The organism is Paenibacillus algorifonticola, assembly GCF_050481745.1.
GTDB classification, from domain to species: domain Bacteria; phylum Bacillota; class Bacilli; order Paenibacillales; family Paenibacillaceae; genus Pristimantibacillus; species Pristimantibacillus algorifonticola_A.
In genome coordinates, this window is record NZ_JBCNGR010000017.1 from 274,837 (window position 1) to 296,548 (window position 21,712).

The window sequence follows — 21,712 nt, forward strand, 5'->3', positions numbered from 1 at the left end:
TGGACGCGTCAGTGAAGAGAAGAAATCTAATCGTTCTTATGGTGATAATGACGGTATTGCTTGTTCAGCCACTAAGCAGCAGTGCTGCATCGCTGGACAGCATTAATAAGCAGCTTTCGGATGCCAAGAAGGCCATTGACAAGGCGCAGAAGGAAGCTGACGCGACAGAGCAGCAAAAGACGGAAGTATCGACACTCAAATCTGATGTACAAGCTTCTATCAAAGCCGTATTGGCGCAGCTGGATGCTGTTGTAGTCAATATGAATAATACGCAAGCAAAGGTTGATCAAACGGAGTCGGAGCTGCAACAGGCTGGCGCGGAGCTGGTCGAAGCGGAAGGCCGCGTTAAAACACGCGACATTCTAATTCAGCAGCGTCTGCGGCTGATGTATGAGAACGGCTCGGTGTCGTATCTTGACGTCTTGCTGAATGCGAGCAGCTTTTCCGATTTTATCGACCGCTTCGATTCGCTTCAGCTGATCTTAAGTCAGGATCGCAGCATTTTAGAGCAAAACAAGGTTGACCAGGCGCTCGTTGAGGAGAAAAAAGCTGAGGTAGAGCACAAGCTTGAAGAAGTCAAAACGATGTACACCAAGCTGCAAAACTACCAAAGCGATCTAGCGAAAAAAGAAGCCGAGAAAAATAAGCTCGTTGCTGAATATGATCATCAGCTTGAGGATCTCGAAGATATAAGCGCAGAGCAGGAAGCGCTTATGATTGAATTCGCGCAAAAGGTATCCGAGCTGGAAGCCGAGAAGGTGGCGAAGCTGGAAGCGGAAAGAATCGCGAGGGAAAAAGCTGCTGCAGCTGCGGCGGCTGCTGCGGGTAAAGGCAATGGAAGCAGCGGAAACGGCGGTGCGGTCTATACGGGCGGTAAGCTGGGCATGCCTATTTTTGACTCGTATCGTATCAGCTCGGGCTATGGTTATCGAATTCACCCGATTACGGGCGCTAAGAAGCTCCATACAGGCATCGACTTTGCAGCTCCGCAGGGAACGGCTATTCATGCAGCGGAAAGCGGCGTTGTTATTCTGGCGCAGCGCTGGAGCGGTTATGGCAATGCCGTTATTATCGACCATGGCGGCGGCATGTGGACGCTGTATGGCCATATTCGCGAAGGCGGCATTAAAGTAAGCAAAGGCGACAGTGTTACAAAAGGCCAAAAAATTGCCGAAGTTGGCAGTACGGGTAATTCTACCGGACCGCATTTGCATTTTGAGGTGCGTATTAACGGGACAACAACTGATCCAAGCAGCTATTTAAAATAAAGGAACAACAACAAGCGGCAGCCTTTGGGCTGCCCTTGTTCGAAATATAGGCAATTATACATGACTTGATAATAAGTCAGCTTCTAGTTCAGCTTTTGCGTGAAACGGGCGTTGCCGTCAAAGGATGGCAGCGCCATTTACGCTTGAAATATTCTCGGAATGAAAAATATGGAATGAGCAGGTCGCTGGTCAGACGCAAATAAATGGACAGAACTTGTCATATACTAGGGCGTGCCTTCCAAGAGGGAAGGCATGAACCGAAGTAGGTTCTATTTAATGCTGTGGTCAAACGAGAAGGTGGTGTCCTGAATATGCAGTTTAGAGGCCGTACAGTCATTGCTTTTGTAATGATTACGATGCTCGCTTCTGTTCTGGTCACGCTTGTAGTGGCTCGCGATCTTGTCGTGAGCAGCTATCAGGCGTCAGGCTCCGCTCCGGCAACTGCCGAAACTAGCGGGCAACATGATCTGAATGAAGCCGAGATTGACAAAATGAATGCGGTACTGGATTTGATTGAAACCAAATATGTGAAGAAGACGGATCGTGAAGAGCTGGTAGACGGCGCAGTCAAAGGCATGCTGGAATCGCTGGATGATCCTTACTCCGTTTATATGGAGAAGACGTCAGCGCAGCATTTTTCCGAATCCATTGAAGGATCTTTCACAGGTATTGGGGCGGAAGTGACGCTGCAAAACGGCAAGCTCGTCGTCGTATCCCCGATCAAAGGTTCTCCTGCCGAACGGGCGGGACTGCTGGCGAAGGATGTCGTCATTTCGGTCAATGGAGAGAAGCTGGAGGGTCTTGGGCTGAATGAGGCCGTAGACAAAATTCGCGGCCCGAAAGGGACGAAGGCCAAGCTGCAGATCCAGCGGGCAGGCACAAGCGAATCGATCCAGCTGATTTTAATACGGGATGATATTGATGTGGAAACCGTATATGCCCATATGTCCGATGACCGGATTGGCGTCATTGAAATCCGTCAATTTTCGCTCAATACGGCCGAACGCTTCAAGGAAGAGCTTGCTCGTCTGGAGCAGGAAGCAAAGCAGCAGGCAGTAGGGCAGTCTCAGGTACAGTCTGGTGCTCAGGTCAGCGAAGGAGCAGGCGATAAGGGACGGCAAGGGCTTAAGGGCCTCGTCATTGATGTCCGCAATAACCCTGGCGGTGTATTGCCGGTCGTTGTGGAAATTGCCGAGCAGTTTATTGCGAAGGGTGATGCGATTGTTCAGGTGGAGGATCGCGACGGCAAGCGGGAGAAGACGTTGTCCAAGGGCAGCCGCAAAGCTTATCCGGTCGCCGTAGTCATGAACAAAGGCAGCGCCAGCGCCTCGGAAATATTGGCTGGTGCGCTGGGTGAGGAAGCCGGTGCGATACTGGTCGGCGAGACGACGTTTGGCAAAGGAACGGTACAGGTGAGCTACAATAAAGCGCTGGGCGATGGCAGTCTTGTGAAAATGACGATTGCCAAGTGGCTGACGCCAGAAGGCATCTGGATTCATGAGAAGGGCGTTGAGCCGACCGTTGCCGTAGCTCCGCCTTCGCTTTACACCGTTGCGCGGCTGACAATAACCGAAACGCTGAAGCGCGATATGAACAATGAGCAAATTCGCAGTGCGCAAATTATGCTAAAAGGGCTTGGGTATGAGCCGAAGCGTGATGATGGTTATTTCAATGAGGAAACCGTGCAGGCAGTTAAGCAATTTCAGCGAAACTCAAGTCTTTCGGTAACGGGAGAACTGGACAAGTCAACAGCCGCAGCATTGGAGAAGGCGGTTATTGCATGGATTAAAGACAAGAACAACGATGTGCAGCTTCAGGAAGCGATTGAACGGGTAGGCAGGAAATAACGCCTCGTTGTCGAATCCATTACAAGGTTGACTCTGTCTTCGGAGTCAGCCTTTTCTTTTGAATCGGCAGCAGGTGTGAGACGGGAAAACGCCGCTAAGGCGGCTGAAGGAATAAGTTGGTAAAAATGAAGGAGTGTATGCGGTGAATCAGGCTCTTGCTTTGTTGCAGCAATTCCAGCTGGCGTTGCTTCAACTGCTGGTACAACCTTTTTATTATGTGGCTATTTTATTTATTTTGCTCCAATATACAAAGCAGATTAAGCTTGAACGGCAATTGTTCGCCGTCAAGCTGCATATATGGCCCCGGCTGCTCGGCCGGGCGATCGTCACAGGCTTGCTGGTAGGACTAGCTGTATCCCTTGTAGGCGCATTTATTGGCGTTGCAGTTACCCAGCAATCCGTGATGTGGTTATGGGGCGTCTCAGCGCTGCTTATGCTGTTTCGCATCCGTTATTTATGCTTCGCTTATGCTGCTGGCGTACTCGGTCTGCTGCAATGGATCGTTGGGTTTACTCCGCTGGCTTCGGGCGAAGGCATAGTCAGTCAAGTTGCGGCTTCACTCGCTGCCATGGATATGATAGGGCTGTTCATGCTGGTAGCTCTGCTGCACTTGGCAGAGGCGCTGCTTGTGCGAAATCAGGGCGGCAAGCTGGCGACGCCACTGTTCCTCTCGGGCAAGAGAGGGAAAATTGTCGGCGGCTACATGCTGCAAAGCTTTTGGCCGGTGCCTTTGCTGCTGCTCGTTCCTGTTGGTGGAGGTGCTGGCACTGGCGCTGCAACAGCAGCATTGCCGTGGACGCCGCTGCTCGGCGCGGACTGGTCGCAGGGCTGGACGATTGCCGCGCTGCCGATGATTATCGGCTTTAGCGAATTGACACGCTCGATGCTGCCTGAGGAGAAGGCCAGACACGCTGCGAAGGGCTTGCTGCTTTACAGCGCCGCACTCGCAGCAGCAGCTTTGCTCGCTTGGTGGCTGCCCGTGCTGCTGCCAATTGCCGCGCTCTGCTCGCTGCTGCTGCATGAAGCGATCATTTGGCGCAGCCGCAGGCTGGAAAATGCCAGCAGCCCGCTATTCGTTCATGACCAGCGCGGCTTGCGCTTGCTAGGCATTTTGCCGCAAACGCCGGCTGAGGCGCTGGGGCTTCATGCAGGTGAGATTATTTCCAAGGTTAATGGCGTTCGCGTGCATTCGAAGGCTGATCTGCATGCCGCGCTGCATCTCAACTCGGCTTTCTGCAAGCTGGAAGTGCTGAACTATGCCGGAGAAGTAAAGTTTGTGCAGCGTGCGCGTTATGAAAATGAGCATCATCAGCTCGGAGTTATTTTGGCGCCAGACGAGGATGCGAATTTCTATGCGGCCTCAGGCCCTGCTTCGCTGATTGACCTGTTGAAGCGCAAGCGTACGGCGCATCGCCGGGGTTCATCTAAAGTGCCGGATTCTGTAAATAATGCTGCGTCTGGCGAAAAAACGTCCGTATAGCACAAGCTGCGGTACTTCCGTTCTAAATGGTTTTTGTCTAGTCTTGTTGGACAGGCTGATAGCAAATATTGTTCCAAAAGCGTAGTGACAGATTTTTCGATTCTGTCACTACGCTTTTTTATTTGGCATCATGTAGGGAAAATTAGCTGGTTGCATCGGAGAATGCTTAGAGCTATAATAAACGGGAACACATATTCTTATAATAGAGTAGATTTGCCTACGTAAATTGGAATTACTTGTAATAGCATGAACAAATTGAGGCTTGCTGCTTCTTTTGCACGATATTGACTATAATGATAGATAGCTGAGGAACGAAGAAGGAGTGGATGGCTGAAGTGAGTAATTTTGCACCGCAAGCCCGTAACTTTGAGATTAAGTCCGATTATACGCCGCAAGGCGACCAGCCGCGTGCCATTAAGCAGCTGGTTGAAGGCGTTGAAGCAGGACAGAGATTTCAAACGCTGCTTGGGGCGACTGGAACAGGAAAGACCTATACGATTGCCAATATGATTGCGCAGGTTAATCGGCCTACGCTCGTTATTGCGCATAACAAGACGCTCGCAGCTCAGCTGTGCAGCGAATTTAAGTCTTTTTTTCCCGATAATGCCGTGGAGTATTTCGTCAGCTATTACGATTATTTTCAGCCGGAAGCTTATATTCCTTCAACCGATACGTATATTGAGAAGGATTCGAGCATCAATGAAGAGATTGATAAGCTGCGCCACTCTTCGACCAGCTCGCTGTTCGAACGAAGAGACGTCATAGTTGTAGCCAGCGTTTCCTGTATTTATGGCTTAGGTTCGCCGAAGGAGTACGGCAGCATGCTGTTGTCGCTGCGCGTAGGAATGGAGAAGCCCCGCGATGCGATTTTGCATAGGCTGGTCGATATTCAATATCAACGCAACGATATTAATTTTATTCGGGGGACATTTCGTGTCCGCGGCGATATTATAGAGATTTTTCCCGTTGCCAATAATGAGCGGGCGATTAGAATTGAACTTTTCGGCGACGAGATTGAACGGATTACGGAAATTGACGTATTAACCGGCGAGATCGTGGGCGAGCGTGAGCATGTAGCAATTTTTCCAGCGTCTCACTTTGTAACTCATGAGGAGACGATGAAGCTTGCGCTCGTTAATATTGAGCGAGAGCTGGAGGAGCGGCTTGCCGAGCTTAAGGAAGCGGGCAAGCTGCTGGAGGCGCAGCGGCTTGAGCAGCGTACGCGCTATGATATTGAGATGATGAGTGAGATGGGTTTTTGCTCAGGCATCGAGAACTATTCGGGTCCATTGACGTTCCGGGAACGGGGGGCAACGCCTTATACGCTTTTCGATTATTTTCCGGATGACATGCTCATTGTGATTGATGAGTCGCATGTATCGCTGCCGCAGATTCGCGCTATGTACAATGGCGACCGGGCCAGAAAGGAAATGCTCGTCAATCACGGTTTCCGGCTGCCATCGGCGATGGACAATCGGCCGCTTAAGTTCGAGGAGTTTGAGGCGAAGGCTAAGCAGACGATTTATGTCTCTGCTACACCGGGTCCTTTTGAGCTGGAGCAATGCCCGACAATGGTAGAGCAAATTATTCGCCCTACTGGCCTGCTTGATCCGATCATTGAGCTTCGGCCAACGAAGGGACAGATCGATGATTTGCTGGGCGAAATTCGCGATCGGGTGGCGAAGGATGAACGGGTATTGGTGACGACGCTGACGAAGAAGATGGCGGAGGATCTAACCGATTATTTTAAGGAAATTGGCGTGAAGGTGCGTTATTTGCACTCGGATATTAAGACGCTGGAGCGGATTGCGATATTGCGCGACCTAAGGCTTGGCGTGTTCCACGTGCTGGTGGGCATTAATCTGCTTAGGGAAGGGCTTGATTTGCCTGAAGTATCGCTGGTAGCCATTTTGGATGCGGATAAGGAAGGCTTCCTGCGCTCAGACCGCTCGCTCATTCAAACGATTGGACGCGCGGCACGCAACAGCGAAGGCCGGGTTATCATGTACGGCGACAAGGTGACGGATTCTATGGGCCGTGCGATGAAGGAGACAGAACGTCGGCGGACGATCCAGGAAGCGTTCAACGAGAAGCATGGCATTACGCCGCAGACGATTCGCAAGAAAGTATTGGAAGTGATTGAAGCGACCAAGGTTGCCGAGCAGAAGGCCGATTATTTGGCAGATGCCGGATCTGGCAAGATGTCGAAGAAAGACCGTCAGTCGATGATTAATAGATTGGAAGTTGAAATGAAGGATGCGGCGAAGAACCTGCAATTTGAGCGGGCAGCCGAGCTTCGGGATGCGTTGCTGGAACTGCGGGCAGGATTGTAGAAGCGAAGCAAGAGGATGGATAGGATAGAGGAGGAAATAAGATTGGGTAGCGACAAAATTGTAGTCAAAGGCGCTCGTGCACACAATTTGAAAAATATTGATGTCACCATTCCGCGCGACAAGTTTGTTGTATTAACGGGTTTGAGCGGCTCAGGCAAATCGTCCCTGGCATTTGATACGATTTACGCCGAAGGACAGCGCCGTTATGTGGAGTCCTTATCTGCCTACGCTAGACAGTTTCTCGGCCAGATGGAGAAGCCCGATGTGGATTCCATTGAAGGCTTGTCACCGGCCATTTCGATTGATCAGAAGACGACCAGCCGCAATCCTCGTTCGACTGTAGGTACGGTAACGGAAATTTACGATTATCTTCGCTTGCTGTTCGCACGGATTGGCAAGCCTCATTGTCCGGAGCATGGGATCGAGATTACTTCGCAGACCGTAGGCCAAATGGTTGACCGTATTATGGAATATCCCGAGAAGACGAAGCTGCAAATTTTGGCTCCACTCGTATCCGGCCGCAAGGGCGAGCATACGAAGCTGTTTGCCGATATTCAGAAGCAGGGCTTTGTTCGCGTTCGCGTAAATGGCGAGCTGCGGGAGCTTAGTGAGAAGATTGAGCTGGAGAAAAATAAAAAACATAGCATTGAGGTCGTTGTCGACCGCATCGTTGTGAAGGCAGACGTCCACAGCCGCTTGGCTGATTCAATAGAGACGGCGCTTAAATTGGCCGATGGCCGGGTGCTCGTTGACGTAATGGAGAAAGAAGAGCTGTTGTTCAGCTCAAACCTGGCTTGTCCAGTATGCGGCTTTAGCGTAGAGGAGCTCGCGCCGCGGATGTTTTCGTTCAACAGCCCGTTCGGTGCTTGTCCGGATTGCGACGGATTAGGCGCGAAGATGATCGTCGATCCAGATTTGCTCGTTCCCGATACGAGCAAATCCATTAAAGATGCAGCTTTTCTTGCCTGGGCCGGAAGCACATCCAATTATTATCCGCAGTTTTTAAGCTCGGTTTGTGAGCATTATGGCATTCCGCAGGATGTGCCCGTTTCTGAGCTCAGCGACGAGCAAATGAATAAGCTGCTTTATGGTACGGGAGGAGAACGTGTCCGCTTCCTATATGAGAATGACTTTGGCCATCGTAAAGAGGCCTATGTGCCGTTTGAAGGTATCGTTAACAATTTGGAACGGCGCTACCGCGAGACGGCGTCTGATTCCATGCGGGAATATATCGAAGCTTATATGAGTGCCAAGCCATGTGGCGGCTGCAAAGGCCAGCGGCTGCGCAAGGAAACACTAGCTGTAACGATTGCCTCCCAGAACATCGCTCACGTCACTTCGCTTTCCATTGGCGATTCGCAGCGTTTCTTCGAAGGATTGGTATTAACGGAGAAGGAACAAACGATTGCTAATCTGATTTTGAAGGAGATCAACAGCCGGCTGGGCTTCCTTGTTAATGTCGGGCTGGAATATTTGGCAATGAACCGTGCGGCAGGAACGTTGTCCGGCGGTGAAGCGCAGCGGATTCGATTGGCAACGCAGATCGGTTCGAGCCTGATGGGCGTTCTTTATATTTTGGATGAGCCGAGTATCGGACTACATCAGCGGGATAATGATCGGCTGATTGAGACGCTTGTGCATATGCGGGATATCGGCAATACGCTTATTGTTGTAGAGCATGATGAGGATACGATGCTGGCGGCTGACTACATTATCGACATTGGCCCTGGTGCGGGTATTCATGGCGGTACCGTCATCGCTGAAGGAACACCAGCGGAGATTATGCACAATGAGCATTCGTTGACAGGCCAATATTTGAGCGGGCGCAAGTTTATTGAGGTTCCTCTTGAGCGCCGCGCTGCGGGCGATAAATGGCTGGAGGTTCGCGGTGCGAAGGAAAATAATTTGCGCGGTGTCAATGTGAAAATTCCGCTGGGCATTTTTACGGCGGTTACTGGCGTATCTGGTTCGGGCAAATCGACCTTCGTCAATGAAATCGTATATAAGACGCTTGCTCGTGATTTGAACCGAGCGAGAACACGTCCAGGACAATATAAGGAAATGCGCGGTATCGAGCATTTGGAGAAGGTCATTGACATTGACCAATCGCCGATTGGCAGAACGCCGCGCTCGAACCCCGCTACGTATACAGGCATGTTTGATGACGTTCGCGACCTTTATGCCTCGACTAATGAGTCCAAGGTAAGGGGCTATAAGAAGGGCAGATTCAGCTTTAATGTGAAGGGTGGCCGCTGCGAGGCTTGCCGTGGAGATGGCATTATCAAGATTGAGATGCATTTCCTGCCTGACGTGTACGTTCCTTGTGAAATTTGCAAGGGCAAGCGTTACAATCGCGAAACGCTGGAAGTGAAATATAAAGGCAAGAGCATTGCCGATGTTCTCGAAATGACGATTGAGGATGGCTGCAAGTTTTTTGAAAATATTCCGAGAATCCAGCGCAAATTGCAGACGCTGCTTGATGTAGGCTTAGGCTATATGCGCCTGGGACAACCTGCCACTACATTGTCTGGGGGTGAAGCACAGCGTGTTAAGCTGGCTTCCGAGCTGTATCGCCGGAGTACGGGGAAAACGATGTACATTTTGGATGAGCCGACGACAGGCTTGCATGCCGATGATATTGACCGTCTGCTGATGGTATTGCACCGTCTTGTTGATTCGGGTGAATCGGTACTCGTCATTGAGCATAATCTGGACGTTATTAAGACTGCCGATTATTTGATCGATTTGGGACCGGAAGGCGGAAGCGGCGGCGGAATGATCGTGGCAACGGGAACGCCTGAGGAAGTAGCCAAGGTAGACAAGTCCTACACAGGTAAATACCTGAAGCCCATTATGGAGCGCGACCGGGAACGGACTATCCAGCGGCGCGAGACGGAATCTTCCGTTGCAGCAGCATCTAATTAAGCTTGGTATTATAAGGCTAGCCAACCGATGTGGGCTAGCCTTTTCTATGTTTGATTTGGATTCTAGCTACATTTCATGACCGCCGCAGGTTATAAGGTTGGACAAAGCTGGACACTGTATAAGAAGATAGCAGCAAAGCCTCCCGCTAACGGATAGTTAGGATGCGGCGTACTTCATGGACAAACGTGACAAAGTTGTTACGAAAACAGATTCGGACTTGCGTCAGACGCATGGAAAAGATAACATATAGGTTAGGATAGGATGCGTATGGCCAAATGGGTTTTTAAAATATAGGAAAGCATAATGTTTTCATCCTTTCTCTATATTTCTCGGAATGAAACGCGCCGCGCCGTCAGAGGACGGCGAATGCCGTTTCACCTTCGTTTGGAAGACAAGTCCTTAAGCAAGTGGAATGGAGCAAAGCTTAACTGTGGGAGGGGTCATTCAAATGTTTTTGGCAGAAGAAGCAGCACAAACGACCAGCAACATTAACACGTTTGACTGGTTCATGCTTGCGTTTACTATTTTGTTATTGATCGGCTTTGTCCGGTTGGTCAAAGAGCGCAAGAAGAACATTTTTGCGATTGGTTTCACAGCTGTATCTTTGGGATTGTTTTTGTTTATTGATTACATCATGATCACCAAAGTATGGTTGGCATAGGGAAAAACGAAAAAAGTTCGTCCAAGTTGAATCCAACCTGGGCGGATTTTTTTTGCCTACTTGACAATATACCAGTGATCCGATAGGATTTAATCAAAACTGACTGACGAGTCAATCAATGGGGGCGATGCTTTATCGAAACCGTAGATCGGAATACGGCGAACAATGCGGAGCGCAAACACCAGATTATGGAGTCCGCACTGAAGCGTTTTGCCCTTCATGGTTACCATTCGACCAAAGTTTCGGATATTGTAGCGGATGCAGGGGTTGCACAAGGAACTTTCTATTGGTATTTCAAAAGCAAAGAAGCGATAGCTATAGAGATTGTACAGGATGGCCGGGAGCGGCTGCTTACGGTTATTGGACAAGGCTACCGTAAAAATGCTGGTTCGGTGCAGGACATGGTTTCGGCCTCCGAGCATTTGCTGACCGAGCTGTTCCATTTTGCCAAGGAAAATCGTTATTTAATGGGCATGCTGTTGGATGGCACGGGCTTTAGCGAAGTTGTAAGACAAGAAATAACGGTTACTCAAATGGCGATGGAGCAATCTTTTGTACTCAATATTGAACGCGCCACTGAGTTGGGCATGCTGCCGGCTACCATTGATGCCAAGCTGCGAGCGGCATTTCTGATGAGCCTCATTGAAGGCGTACTGTCCCGATGGCTGTTTCGCAGCTCGCCGGAAAGCGATGCTATTGCGGTGAAATCTGCTGAATTGCTGGCTGCGGAAACGGCGCGCTTTGAATTTTTCGGCTTATTAGGTATTTAGCTGCATTTCCCTGAGAAAGCCGGACACATTAATAAGCAACAATATAAATATTAGAGAAGCTATGAAGGAGAGAGTGGAAGATGAGGATTCAAATGAAAAAATCAACGTTATGGATGATGTCAGCTATTTTGCTGTTGGCGGTTATTGTGGCGGGCTGCGGCTCGAAAAACGGCAACAGCGGTAATGCAGGTTCAGCTTCGCCAACAACGGAAGCAGGAGCAACAGCTTCTTCCAATTTGCTGGAGCAGGTGAAACAGGCTGGCGTACTCAAGGTGGGCTTGATGGGAACCTATGCCCCGTATAACTTTTTGAACGAAAACAAGGAAATGGATGGCTTCGACGCGGATATTGCCAAAGAAATGGCGAAGCGCCTTGGCGTAAAAGCTGAGTTTGTCGCACAGGAGTTTTCCGGCATGATTGCCGGTCTGCAGGCGAAGAAATTTGATGTCGTCATTAGCCAAATGACGATTACTGACGAGCGCAAGGAGCAGATGGATTTTACCGAACCGTATATTACGAACTCAGTCAAGATCATCGTTGCCGAGAAAAACGATACAATTACGAAGCTGGCTGATTTTAAAGGCAAAAACATTGGTGTAGGACTTGGTACGAACGACGAAACGTATCTTCGCAAAACGGTGCTGCCTGAAGTCGGCAACTTCACCATCAAAACCTATGATGATGTCATCACATCTCTAAAGGACCTGAATGCAGGCCGTATTGATGCGACGATCAACAATATGTATGCTTTGAAACCGATCGTTGAGAAAAATGGCTTTAAAATCAAAGCAGTTGGCGATCCAATCAAATCGGACAATGCAGGCATCGCGGTGCGCAAAGACAATCCTGAATTCCGCGACGCGCTGAATGAAGCTTTGAAGGCGATGAAAGCCGACGGCACGTATAAAACTATTTTTGTAAAATGGTTCGGCGAGGAGCCAGCGGCTGAATAAGCCCGGCTCTCGTCAACATTTTTCGCTCATATGAAGGGAACCTTCACGATATGAATCTCGTTTTTGAAAATTTCTTTTTCCTGCTTAAGGGCGCTTATTATACACTGCTGCTGACGATGATGTCGATGTTTTTTGGCCTTATTATCGGCGGAGTAGTAGCGATTGCCCGTTTGAAAGGTAACCGCCCCATTCGGCTATTGGCTCGGGGGTATGTCTCGATTATTCGGGGGACCCCGGTGCTCATCCAAATTTTTGTCGTTTATTATGGGCTTGCAGATTATAACATTGTGTTAGGGCCACTGACGGCAGCAACAATTGCGCTAAGCATTAATGTGGGTGCATATTTATCGGAGACGTTCCGCGGGGCGATTTTGTCCATTCCAAAAGGACAGATGGAGGCCGCTTATGCAACGGGTATGACCTCATGGCAGGCGTTGTACCGGATCGTGCTTCCACAGGCGGCCAGGGTGGCCATTCCGCCAATGGGCAATACATTTATCGGAATGCTTAAGGAGACCTCGCTTGTTTCAGCTATTACTGTAACCGAACTGCTGCGCCAAGCGACTTTGCTTATCGCACAGTATTACGTCTATATGCCGTTTTATGTGGGAATTGGAGTTATGTACTGGGTGATGAGCACCGCTTTTTCAGCTATTTTGGAAGCTATTGAGAAGCGCTTGTCCAAAGCCTATTAAAAATATAAGAAATGATAAGTTTCACTCTTATAATGGGCTTATATTTCATCGCGAAACGGAAGCTTTGCCGCCAGAGGACGGCGACAGCCGTTTGCGCTTGGGTTGGGGCGTGAGAAATACTATGATTACGACGGAAAAATTAACGAAGTCTTTTCAGGGCGCCGAGGTGCTGAAGGGGATTAATCTTCAGGTTAACGCGGGGGAGATCATTGTGCTGCTCGGGCCAAGCGGTTCGGGAAAAAGCACACTGCTTCGCTGCCTGAATGGGCTGGAGACGCTGAGTGGAGGCAGTATTGAGATGAACGGTGTTCGCCTGAATACACAAATGAAGCCACGCGAGCTCAAGCAGAATGTCCGAACCATTCGCCGCCATAGCGGGATGGTCTTTCAGCAGTTTAACTTGTACCCGCACAAAACGGCGTTAGGCAACGTCATTGAATCACTGCTCATCGTGAAAAAGCTGCCCAAAAGCGAAGCCATCGCTATCGGCAAAAAAATGCTGAAGCGCGTCGGATTGGAAGGCAAGCTGGATGAATATCCATCCAGGCTGTCTGGCGGGCAGCAGCAGCGGGTAGCAATTGCCCGGGCGCTCGCAATGGAGCCGGACGTGTTATTGTTTGACGAGCCGACATCGGCGCTTGATCCGGAATTGGTCGGCGAGGTGCTCGATGTCATGCAGCAGCTGGCGCGCGAAGGGATGACGATGCTGGTGGTGACGCATGAAATGGCGTTCGCACGCCATGTCGCGAACCGGGTTGTGTTTATGGATGACGGGCAAATTGTCGAGGAGGCTGCTCCGGAGGTGTTTTTCGACCATCCAGCTACCGAACGGGCGCGCCGCTTTCTAAATAAGCTAGGCCAGCACAGAGGGGTGCAGCAAGAGCAGCAATAACGATCAACAGAACATTACTAAGTACGACATTACTAAGTACGATTCACCTAACGAAGCGACCTAGGCAATACAAGAACTTCAGACATAAAGTAGGAGGCATGGCCTTCGATTCTTACGAAAGAAAGAGGGTATACCGCAATGAAGGTTACAACAACATGGACAGGCAAACGGGCATTTACATCTGTAGGGCCATCTGGCTACAGCGTTGGAATGGATGCAACCGCAGCATATGGCGGCGACGGACAAGGTGCTACACCGATGGAGCTGCTGCTGGCGGGCCTCGCGGGCTGCATCGGCATCGATATTACGATGATTATGGATGCGTTCCTCGGTTCAATCACCAGCATCGAGATTGATGCGGAAGGCACGCGCAAAGAGGAAATGCCGAAAGGCTTTACGGCTATCGATCTGATTTTCAAAGTGAATGGCGATGTGCCGGATTACCGAATTTGGAAAGCGATTGAGCTCGGCAAAGAAAAATATTGCGCCGTCTCGGATTCGTTGAAGGCGGACATTCGTTACCGACTAGTGCTCAACGGAGTAGAAATGACGCGGGGATAAGCTAGTCTCAGCATACACAAAAAAAGAGTCGTGATCCTGCCGCGGGCGGTTCGGGTTACGGCTCTTTTTTTATTCAGAGAGGCAGTCGCTGGGGGGAGCATCTCAATCTACACAGAAGCTGGAGCTGTTTCCGAGGCGGCAACATCGATGATACCCACGAATTGGCCCTGTTCATTCGTAATAACGATGCAATCGCTGCACAGCTCGGCTTGACGATCAGCAGCTTTATTTTTCAATGAGGAGATGCTGCCCAGATTAAAGTTTGTGTCAGTGGAGGAGGCGACGGTGGAGAGAAAGCGGGTATTCATGAGCTTGGTGATGTCCGTCTGGTAATAGCCAAGGAAGCTGCTTGATAATTGGAGAAAAAAACGATCGCGCATTACAAGCCCAACAGGCACTGTCAGTGAATTGCATACGACTGCGCAAGGCGCTTCCGGGTAACTGCGAAACAGCTGGAGCGCTTCATAGCAGCTTTGGCTTGTGTTTAGCTGAGGGACAAACGCAGGGGCAACGGCATCAGAAGTATAGCCAGTCATGCGGATCACCTATCTTCTTTTTTAGTGGGGGTTGCTCTTATAGAGTACGCTAGTAGGATTAACGCGGGGAGTGTTATTTATTAGCGGAATGTAAAGATTTAAAGCCCTCGTCCACGATTTTTATTGCAAAAAAGAACGGCCACATCCTCATCGGATGCAGCCGTCCTCCTTCAATCTATACCCACCACATTTCGCCCAGTGGTTCTTTAATCAGCACCTGCTGCAGGTTTTGCACCGCTTTGGTGAAACCTTCATCAACGGACATCAGGCCGTCCTCATGCTCGATGCTCACGACATAGTCGTAGCCAACTAGACGAAGCGCGCTAATAATATCAGCCCATACTTTCAGGTCATGCCCGAAGCCGACGGTGCGGAATTGCCAAGCCCGGTCCAGCATCAGCGAATATGATTGCATATCCGTTACGCCGTGATGGTTGACGTTGATTGGATCAATCGTCGTATCCTTCGCGTGGAAATGGTGAATCGCGCCAGCGCGACCCAAAATTTGCACCGCTTGAACCGGATCAATTCCTTGCCACCACATGTGGCTCGGATCCAGGTTGGCTCCGATAACCGGACCAACCGCTTCACGCAGGCGAAGCAGCGTTGCCGGGCTGTGAACGGAGAACCCGCCATGCAGCTCAAGTCCGATTTTCACGCCATGCTCATTAGCAAGCGCGCCGATTTCAGTCCAATAAGGGATAACTTTGTGCTCCCACTGCCAAGCCAAAATTTCTTGAAAATCATTTGGCCAAGGTGCAACCGGCCAGTTCGGATATTTAGCATCCTCGTGGTCGCCTGGGCAGCCGGAAAATGTATTGACGACAGGAACGCCCAAGCGTCCTGCGAGTTCGATCGTTTTGCGAATTGTAGCGTCATCCGCAGCAGCTAAATGCTTCTGTGGGTGCAGCGGATTAGCATGGCAGCTCAGGGCGCTGATGATCAGGCCGCGTGATTCTACCGCATGCTTAAACGCTTTCAACTTTTCCTCATCAGCAAGCAGGACATCAGGATCACAGTGGGCTGTGCCAGGGTAACCGCCAGTGCCGATTTCAATAGCATCCAGTCCTTTGGCAGCTATGTAATCGAGCGCTTCTTCAAATGACTTCTGTGCGAAAAGCACGCTGAATACTCCTAATTTCATGTGCAATCATTCCTCCTATTTATAAGAAAAGCTAATTCTCATTATACCATTGCCCGATTGCCGATATCTAATGAAAAGTGCAAATTTAACATAATCGCATATAAACAAAACAAAAGGTTACCAAAAGCCTTCTCGTTCGTACAAGTTATAGATAAGACTTGACAGTTTTTTCTAAGCATAAGCTATAATTTTGAATAGAAACTGCCGAAAACTATGGAGAAGCCCAACAAGAGCGGGAGGAAGTAAGCAATGGCAAGTGTCATGCTAGTGGATGATGATCCAGATATACGCGAGCTTATGCACGCGCAGCTTAGCAGTGAGGGATTTCAGACGATTCAGGCAAGCCATGGCAAAGAGGCCATTCGGCTGCTGAGAAAGCAAAAAGCAGACCTAGTTGTGCTTGATGTCATGATGCCCATCATGGATGGCTGGGAGCTATGCAAATTTATAAAGGAAGAATACCCAAATATCCCAGTGCTGATGGTTACAGCAAAGCGTGAAATTAATCAGAAAATCAAAGCGTTTGGACTGGGAACCGATGATTATATGGTGAAGCCTTTCGAGCCCTACGAGCTGGTGCTGCGCGTTCGGGCGTTGCTGAAACGCTACCGGATTGAGGCGTCTATGCGGCTGCAGTTGGGCGATTTTGTGCTGGACCGGCACACGTTTGAGGTGATGCAGGGGCAGGTACGGGTGGCACTGCCGCTAAAGGAATTTGAGCTATTGTTCAAGCTGGCGGGCAATCCAGGCAAAATTTTCACGCGCAACGAGCTGATTAGCCAAATTTGGGGCCCGCAGTTTTTCGGTGACGAGCGGACAGTCGATGTACATATTAAGCGATTGCGCGAACGTTTTGCAGAAATGGATGCGCCTTTTACGATTGTAACTAAGCGTGGGCTTGGTTATAGGCTTGAAATGGTGGATGCATGCTAAGAACGTTATATGTCAGGGTCATTATTAGTTTTATAACGGCGGTGCTGGTCGGTCTGGTCAGCGCCTTCTTTATTACGATTACGCTGTTTAAGGACCAGGTGATCACGGAAGTGAAGAAGGAGGTTTTAGGATACGGACAATCTGTCGCGACCATATATGAGCAATATGGCATAGACGAAGGGAAGCGGATTGTGACGATATTGCAGCCTACTCCGTCTTATACATTCATGGTTATGGATGAGAAGGGCTGGTTGAATGAGGAGGGGAAGCCGTTTGCAGAATACGGTATTACGCCTGGAGACAGCATTTCAAAATCTGTCATAGGCGGCGAGCCGTTCGTGAATATTGGTTTTGGCTTCACTGCAGGGAGTGGCCTTGTGCTCGGGATGCCATTTACATGGGATCATAAATCTTACGGACTGTTCGTGCACCAGCAGTCGAGCCAGCTAGCTATTTTCAACCAGATGCTGTTCGTTGCGCTTGCTGTTGTACTTGGGGTAGGCGGTCTGTGTATTTTTGTGGCAGCCATCTATTTGGTGCGTCCGCTTAAGGAAATGAAGCAGGCGGTAGAGCGGATGGCGAGTGGGCGTTTCGACATTCAGCTAAAGTCAGGCAAGCGTACGGATGAGCTAGGGCAGCTGGCACAAAGCTTTAGTGACATGGCGAAGGAAATAGAGCAGATGGATGAGCTGCGTGGGCAGTTTGTCAGCAGCGTCTCGCATGAGATTCAATCGCCGCTGACGTCGATTGCCGGATTTTCGCGCATGCTTATGCTGGATGCGGTGGAGGATCCCGAGCAGAAGCAGCGGTATTTGAAAATCATTTATACAGAAAGCCAGCGCCTGTCGCGCCTTAGCGATAATTTGCTTAAGCTGGCGGAGCTGGATTCGGCGGTGCCTGCTTTTGATCCGGTTACCTACGATCTCGATGAGCAGCTGCGGCAAGTTATTGTCGCCTGCGAACCGCAGTGGTCCGAAAAATCGATTGAAATGATACTGGAGCTGCCCCATGTGAAAATAAATGCCGATGAGGATCGGCTGAGCCAGGTATGGATTAATGTAATCGGCAATGCGATCAAGTTTGCTCCGGAAGGCGGATATATTCGCATTGAGATGAGCTTTGATACAGACAGCATCAAAGTATCCGTATCGGACAATGGCAGCGGGTTTCCAGACGAAGACGGCTTTAGGCTGTTTGAACGATTTTATAAGGCCGACAAGTCTCGCAGCAAAAAGCTGGGCGGAAGCGGCCTAGGCCTCTCCATCGCCCAGAAAATCGTCAATTTGCATCAAGGCGTCATTCGAATTACAAACCGGGTGGAAGGTGGCGCGCGCGTGGACGTGACACTGCCGAGCATGGCAGCCAAGAAGCGCAATTCCTGACAGTTGAAGGCGCAGCCAGCCTCAGCATAGATAGATGAAGGACTAGTGACAAGACCAACCCTCAAAAGCCTGTCATTCACTTTAATAAACGCGAACGCTGCAAAAAAATTGCTGCTTGCTTCATTTTTTTTGCAAGGTTCACGTTATGTTCATACAGAAAGTTTAACGTTGAGGTATACACGCGAGTAGGAGGGGTTCTGGTTGAATGGTTTAATCCGCTTTTCAATGAATAAAGTGGCTGCAATGGTTATATTGATTGCCCTGCTTGTAGGAGGGGGGCTGTACGCAACGGCGACTCTGAAAATGGAGACGATCCCCGATATCTCTTTTCCAGTTGTCATGATTCAAACCACATATCCGGCACCGCCAATGGATGTGATGGATGAGGTGACAAAGCCGATTGAGGATAAAATCGCGAACATTCAAGGGCTGGATACACTCAGCTCAACGTCTAGCGATAATGTTTCCAGCATCGTTGTCCAGTTCAAGCAAGGCTACGATGTAAAGGAGAAAAAGACGGAGCTGGAAGGCATGCTGCAGGAGGTAGTGCTTCCGGGTGGCGCGAGTATGCCAAAAGTTCTGACCTTCGGCTTTTCCTCCCAGCCTGCTTATTACTTAACGCTTTATGCCGGGGAGGGCATGTCCCAAACCGAACTTAACAAGCTTTATGAGGATAGCATCGAGCCATCGCTGGAAGGCGTTAATGGCATTGACCATATCGATTCTATTGGGGTTAGTTCAACCTCGCTCGATATTTTGCTGGACGCAGATGCTTTATCCGTCTTCAATTTGTCGGCGGTAGAGGTAACCAGTGCCATTCAATCTGCTCTGACGGATGGAGCAGTCGGTTCTGTAGAGCTGGACGGCAAATCGCAGATGGCACGGGTGACGGGCGATTTAAACAGTATTTACGGCCTTCGCAATTTGGAGTTTGCTACGAGCACAGGCCAAACGGTATTGCTTCAGGATTTGGGAGATGTCCAGGCTGTGAACGAATCGAAGTTTATAGCCCGCTACAACAATCAGCCTGCGTTGGGCATTCGTCTCTACAAGATGAGCGAAGCCAATGCGGTTGATTTCTCCAATGAAGTCAATACGGTGCTCACCGATTGGGAGACCAAGCAGCCAGCGATTACATTCCAAAAAATTTATGATGGCGCTGATGAGGTCAGAAAATCGATCAGCGGCATTTTGAAGGAAGGCTTTATCGGAATTGCGCTTGCCTCGCTAATGATCCTGCTGTTCCTTCGCAATATTCGGATGACGATGATCGTACTCGTCTCGATTCCACTCTCGATCCTGATCACGCTGATTATGATGTCGAGCATGAATATTACGCTGAACATTATGACGCTCGGCGGCATGTTCATCGCCATTGGGCGAATTGTGGATGATAGTATCGTCGTCATTGAGAACATATACAGCAATCTGGAAAAAGCGCAGGAGCGCGGCGAATCCGTCATTATTATGGCTACCCGCCAAGTTTCCATGGCGATTACGTCCTCGACGCTCGTTACGGCAGGCGTGTTCCTGCCACTCGCCGTTGTTGGCGGCATCGTTGGACAGATGTTCCGGCCATTCGCGCTGACGGTATCATGTGCTCTGCTTGCTTCACTGGTCGTGGCGCTAACGGTCATTCCCATGATGACAAAGCTGCTCGTACTGCGCAGCCGCAAGCAGATTAAGCAGAACGAGCATGCGCATGACGGCAAAGTAACGCGTTTATATGAGCGTATTCTAGTATGGTGCTTGTCTAATCGGATCAAAACGTTGCTGATGTCGCTTGTCATGCTTATCGTGACAATGGCGATTACGATTCCGAATTTGGCAGTTAACTTCCTGCCTTCGAGCGGCCCGGAGAAGCTCGTGTTCTTCCAGGTGAAATATCCATATGAAACGTCGCTGGAAAGCAATGACATGCAGTCACAGGAGATTGAGAAGATGCTGCTGGATGCCAAAGACAGTCAAGGCGGCAGCTTGTTCACCTTCGTGGAGTCCTTGGTCGGATATGCGGACAGTGACGATACGGTTCCTTATACAACCTCGCTTACCGCTGAGATCAGCGAAGCCGAGGATGCGACGCTGGTGTTGAACAACTATGTGGATCTGATTAAAAATCAGCTGCCCCAAGGTACGGAAGTAACGGGCCAAATGGCAAGCGGCGGTGGAGGCCTTAGCGGCGGAAGCTTCTCTTATGTGCTGAAAGGTGACGATCAGCAGTTGCTTGAGCAAGGGGCTGCGCTCGTCAAGGATAAAATGAAGGAGTTCCCTGAGCTTACTAAAATCACCGATACGCTTAGCGACGCTAAAACAGAAATCAGCATTACCGTTTCGCAGACGAAGGCTAGAGAGCTTGGACTTAATCCTTCCCAAGTCAGAGATTCGGTCCGGATGTGGCTTGCAGAGCAGCGTCTCGGAGATATTCGCTTTGATAATGTTTTGTATTCCACAGTGGTCAAGCTTCGTGATGAAGATAAAGGCTCACTTGAGAAGCTTGGCAAAATGCCGATTTCATCGCCTACGGCAGGCATCGTTTATTTGCAAGAGGTGGCCAAGGTAGAGGAAGTACAGGCTCCTGCTGCTTTGAGCCGGGAATCGCGCACGCAGGTCGTGAAGATGTCGGCTACTATTGATGCAGCAGACCAGACTGAGGTCAGCACAAGAGTGGCGGCAGCGCTGGATGCGATTGAGCTTCCAACGGGTGTATCTACCGAGATACAAGGCGTGTCGGAGGACATTGCCGAAAGCTTCACGCAGTTGTTTATGGCTATGGCTGTATCCATCGCTATCGTTTATTTCATTTTGGTTCTGTGCTTCGGCAATGCCAGCACGCCGTTTGCGATTTTGTTCTCGCTGCCGCTCGCCATTATTGGCGGTTTACTCGGACTGCTGGTTACGAATGAATCGATTAATATTACATCCCTCATTGGGTTTATGATGCTGATCGGCATCGTCGTTACCAATGCGATCGTATTGCTTGATCGAGCGCAGCAGCTGAGGCATGAAGGCTTCTCCGTCCGCCATGCGCTGGTCGAAGCAGGCAGAGTCCGGCTGCGTCCGATTATTATGACAGCAGGCGCGACGATAGTAGCGATGATTCCTCTGGCAATGGGCACTGGCGAAGGCGTACTTATTTCTAAAGGGCTCGCGGTCGTTGTTATCGGCGGCTTGATCACTTCTACACTGCTTACACTTGTAGTCGTGCCAGTCGTATATGAGATGCTTGAGGCGATTACGGGCAAGCTGTTCCGCAAAGGGAAAGGCCAAGCTGCACCAGTGGATTTCAATAAGCCTGCCAATTTGGAAGGCTAAACATTTAAAATATAAGCCTT

The 21,712-nt window shown here is 49.9% G+C and carries 16 protein-coding genes; 14 read left to right on the top strand and 2 right to left on the bottom strand.

The features are described 5' to 3' along the window. Positions 1 to 11 precede the first annotated feature (11 nt). The 11 genes from ABEW34_RS17445 (at position 12) to ABEW34_RS17495 (ending at position 14,385) form a co-directional block, all read left to right on the top strand. Positions 12 to 1,268: a murein hydrolase activator EnvC family protein gene (locus tag ABEW34_RS17445; RefSeq protein WP_430160431.1), complete on the top strand. Its 1,257-nt coding sequence runs from the start codon at positions 12 to 14 to the stop codon at positions 1,266 to 1,268. 311 nt (positions 1,269 to 1,579) lie between these two features. After that, a complete protein-coding gene (locus tag ABEW34_RS17450; RefSeq protein ID WP_430160432.1) occupies positions 1,580 to 3,115 on the top strand; it encodes a S41 family peptidase in 1,536 nt (511 codons plus the stop codon). Positions 3,116 to 3,257: 142 nt separating this feature from the next. Continuing rightward, entirely contained in the window at positions 3,258 to 4,595 is a 1,338-nt protein-coding gene (locus ABEW34_RS17455) for a serine protease (protein WP_430160433.1), read from the top strand. 335 nt (positions 4,596 to 4,930) lie between these two features. After that, complete coding sequence (gene uvrB, locus ABEW34_RS17460) at positions 4,931 to 6,928, top strand: excinuclease ABC subunit UvrB (RefSeq protein ID WP_430160434.1); 1,998 nt, start codon at positions 4,931 to 4,933, stop codon at positions 6,926 to 6,928. Between the two features lie 42 nt (positions 6,929 to 6,970). Continuing rightward, positions 6,971 to 9,853: an excinuclease ABC subunit UvrA gene (gene uvrA, locus ABEW34_RS17465; RefSeq protein ID WP_099518268.1), complete on the top strand. Its 2,883-nt coding sequence runs from the start codon at positions 6,971 to 6,973 to the stop codon at positions 9,851 to 9,853. Positions 9,854 to 10,301: 448 nt separating this feature from the next. Then, positions 10,302 to 10,514 carry a hypothetical protein gene (locus tag ABEW34_RS17470; RefSeq protein WP_430160435.1) on the top strand — a complete coding sequence of 71 codons (213 nt, stop codon included), beginning with the start codon at positions 10,302 to 10,304 and terminating at the stop codon, positions 10,512 to 10,514. Positions 10,515 to 10,702: 188 nt separating this feature from the next. Continuing rightward, positions 10,703 to 11,284: a TetR/AcrR family transcriptional regulator gene (locus ABEW34_RS17475; RefSeq protein WP_430160436.1), complete on the top strand. Its 582-nt coding sequence runs from the start codon at positions 10,703 to 10,705 to the stop codon at positions 11,282 to 11,284. Positions 11,285 to 11,364: 80 nt separating this feature from the next. Then, positions 11,365 to 12,237 carry a transporter substrate-binding domain-containing protein gene (locus ABEW34_RS17480; RefSeq protein ID WP_430160437.1) on the top strand — a complete coding sequence of 291 codons (873 nt, stop codon included), beginning with the start codon at positions 11,365 to 11,367 and terminating at the stop codon, positions 12,235 to 12,237. Between the two features lie 50 nt (positions 12,238 to 12,287). Then, positions 12,288 to 12,932, top strand: a complete 645-nt coding sequence (locus ABEW34_RS17485) for an amino acid ABC transporter permease (protein WP_430160438.1) — start codon at positions 12,288 to 12,290, stop codon at positions 12,930 to 12,932. Between the two features lie 121 nt (positions 12,933 to 13,053). After that, positions 13,054 to 13,824: an amino acid ABC transporter ATP-binding protein gene (locus ABEW34_RS17490; protein ID WP_430160439.1), complete on the top strand. Its 771-nt coding sequence runs from the start codon at positions 13,054 to 13,056 to the stop codon at positions 13,822 to 13,824. 138 nt (positions 13,825 to 13,962) lie between these two features. Continuing rightward, positions 13,963 to 14,385: an OsmC family protein gene (locus tag ABEW34_RS17495; RefSeq protein ID WP_046229750.1), complete on the top strand. Its 423-nt coding sequence runs from the start codon at positions 13,963 to 13,965 to the stop codon at positions 14,383 to 14,385. 107 nt (positions 14,386 to 14,492) lie between these two features. Here the strand turns inward: ABEW34_RS17495 and ABEW34_RS17500 are convergent, their stop codons facing one another. After that, positions 14,493 to 14,921, bottom strand: coding sequence for a hypothetical protein (locus ABEW34_RS17500; RefSeq protein ID WP_430160440.1), 429 nt, complete (start codon positions 14,919 to 14,921; stop codon positions 14,493 to 14,495). Positions 14,922 to 15,096: 175 nt separating this feature from the next. Beyond that, positions 15,097 to 16,065 (bottom strand): sugar phosphate isomerase/epimerase family protein, encoded by a 969-nt coding sequence (locus tag ABEW34_RS17505; protein ID WP_430160441.1) that lies wholly within the window; start codon positions 16,063 to 16,065, stop codon positions 15,097 to 15,099. Between the two features lie 249 nt (positions 16,066 to 16,314). Between ABEW34_RS17505 and ABEW34_RS17510 the strand changes: the two genes are divergently transcribed. The 3 genes from ABEW34_RS17510 to ABEW34_RS17520 all read left to right on the top strand — a co-directional run bounded on the left by ABEW34_RS17510 (position 16,315) and on the right by ABEW34_RS17520 (position 21,692). After that, positions 16,315 to 16,998: a response regulator transcription factor gene (locus ABEW34_RS17510; protein WP_430160442.1), complete on the top strand. Its 684-nt coding sequence runs from the start codon at positions 16,315 to 16,317 to the stop codon at positions 16,996 to 16,998. Then, on the top strand, positions 16,992 to 18,380 hold the full coding sequence (locus tag ABEW34_RS17515) for a sensor histidine kinase (RefSeq protein ID WP_430160443.1): 1,389 nt from the start codon (positions 16,992 to 16,994) through the stop codon (positions 18,378 to 18,380). The genes ABEW34_RS17510 and ABEW34_RS17515 overlap by 7 nt, the downstream gene beginning before the upstream one ends. 201 nt (positions 18,381 to 18,581) lie before the next feature. Beyond that, a complete protein-coding gene (locus ABEW34_RS17520; RefSeq protein ID WP_430160444.1) occupies positions 18,582 to 21,692 on the top strand; it encodes an efflux RND transporter permease subunit in 3,111 nt (1,036 codons plus the stop codon). Positions 21,693 to 21,712: the final 20 nt, after the last annotated feature.

Coding starts and splice junctions, on each gene's coding strand:
- ABEW34_RS17505 (WP_430160441.1), bottom strand. CDS start 16,065: ATGAAATTAGGAGTATTCAGCGTGCTTTTCGCACAGAAGTCATTTGAA.
- ABEW34_RS17490 (WP_430160439.1), top strand. CDS start 13,054: ATGATTACGACGGAAAAATTAACGAAGTCTTTTCAGGGCGCCGAGGTG.
- ABEW34_RS17500 (WP_430160440.1), bottom strand. CDS start 14,921: ATGACTGGCTATACTTCTGATGCCGTTGCCCCTGCGTTTGTCCCTCAG.
- ABEW34_RS17485 (WP_430160438.1), top strand. CDS start 12,288: ATGAATCTCGTTTTTGAAAATTTCTTTTTCCTGCTTAAGGGCGCTTAT.
- ABEW34_RS17480 (WP_430160437.1), top strand. CDS start 11,365: ATGAGGATTCAAATGAAAAAATCAACGTTATGGATGATGTCAGCTATT.
- ABEW34_RS17450 (WP_430160432.1), top strand. CDS start 1,580: ATGCAGTTTAGAGGCCGTACAGTCATTGCTTTTGTAATGATTACGATG.
- ABEW34_RS17470 (WP_430160435.1), top strand. CDS start 10,302: ATGTTTTTGGCAGAAGAAGCAGCACAAACGACCAGCAACATTAACACG.
- ABEW34_RS17510 (WP_430160442.1), top strand. CDS start 16,315: ATGGCAAGTGTCATGCTAGTGGATGATGATCCAGATATACGCGAGCTT.
- ABEW34_RS17495 (WP_046229750.1), top strand. CDS start 13,963: ATGAAGGTTACAACAACATGGACAGGCAAACGGGCATTTACATCTGTA.
- ABEW34_RS17475 (WP_430160436.1), top strand. CDS start 10,703: ATGGAGTCCGCACTGAAGCGTTTTGCCCTTCATGGTTACCATTCGACC.
- ABEW34_RS17515 (WP_430160443.1), top strand. CDS start 16,992: ATGCTAAGAACGTTATATGTCAGGGTCATTATTAGTTTTATAACGGCG.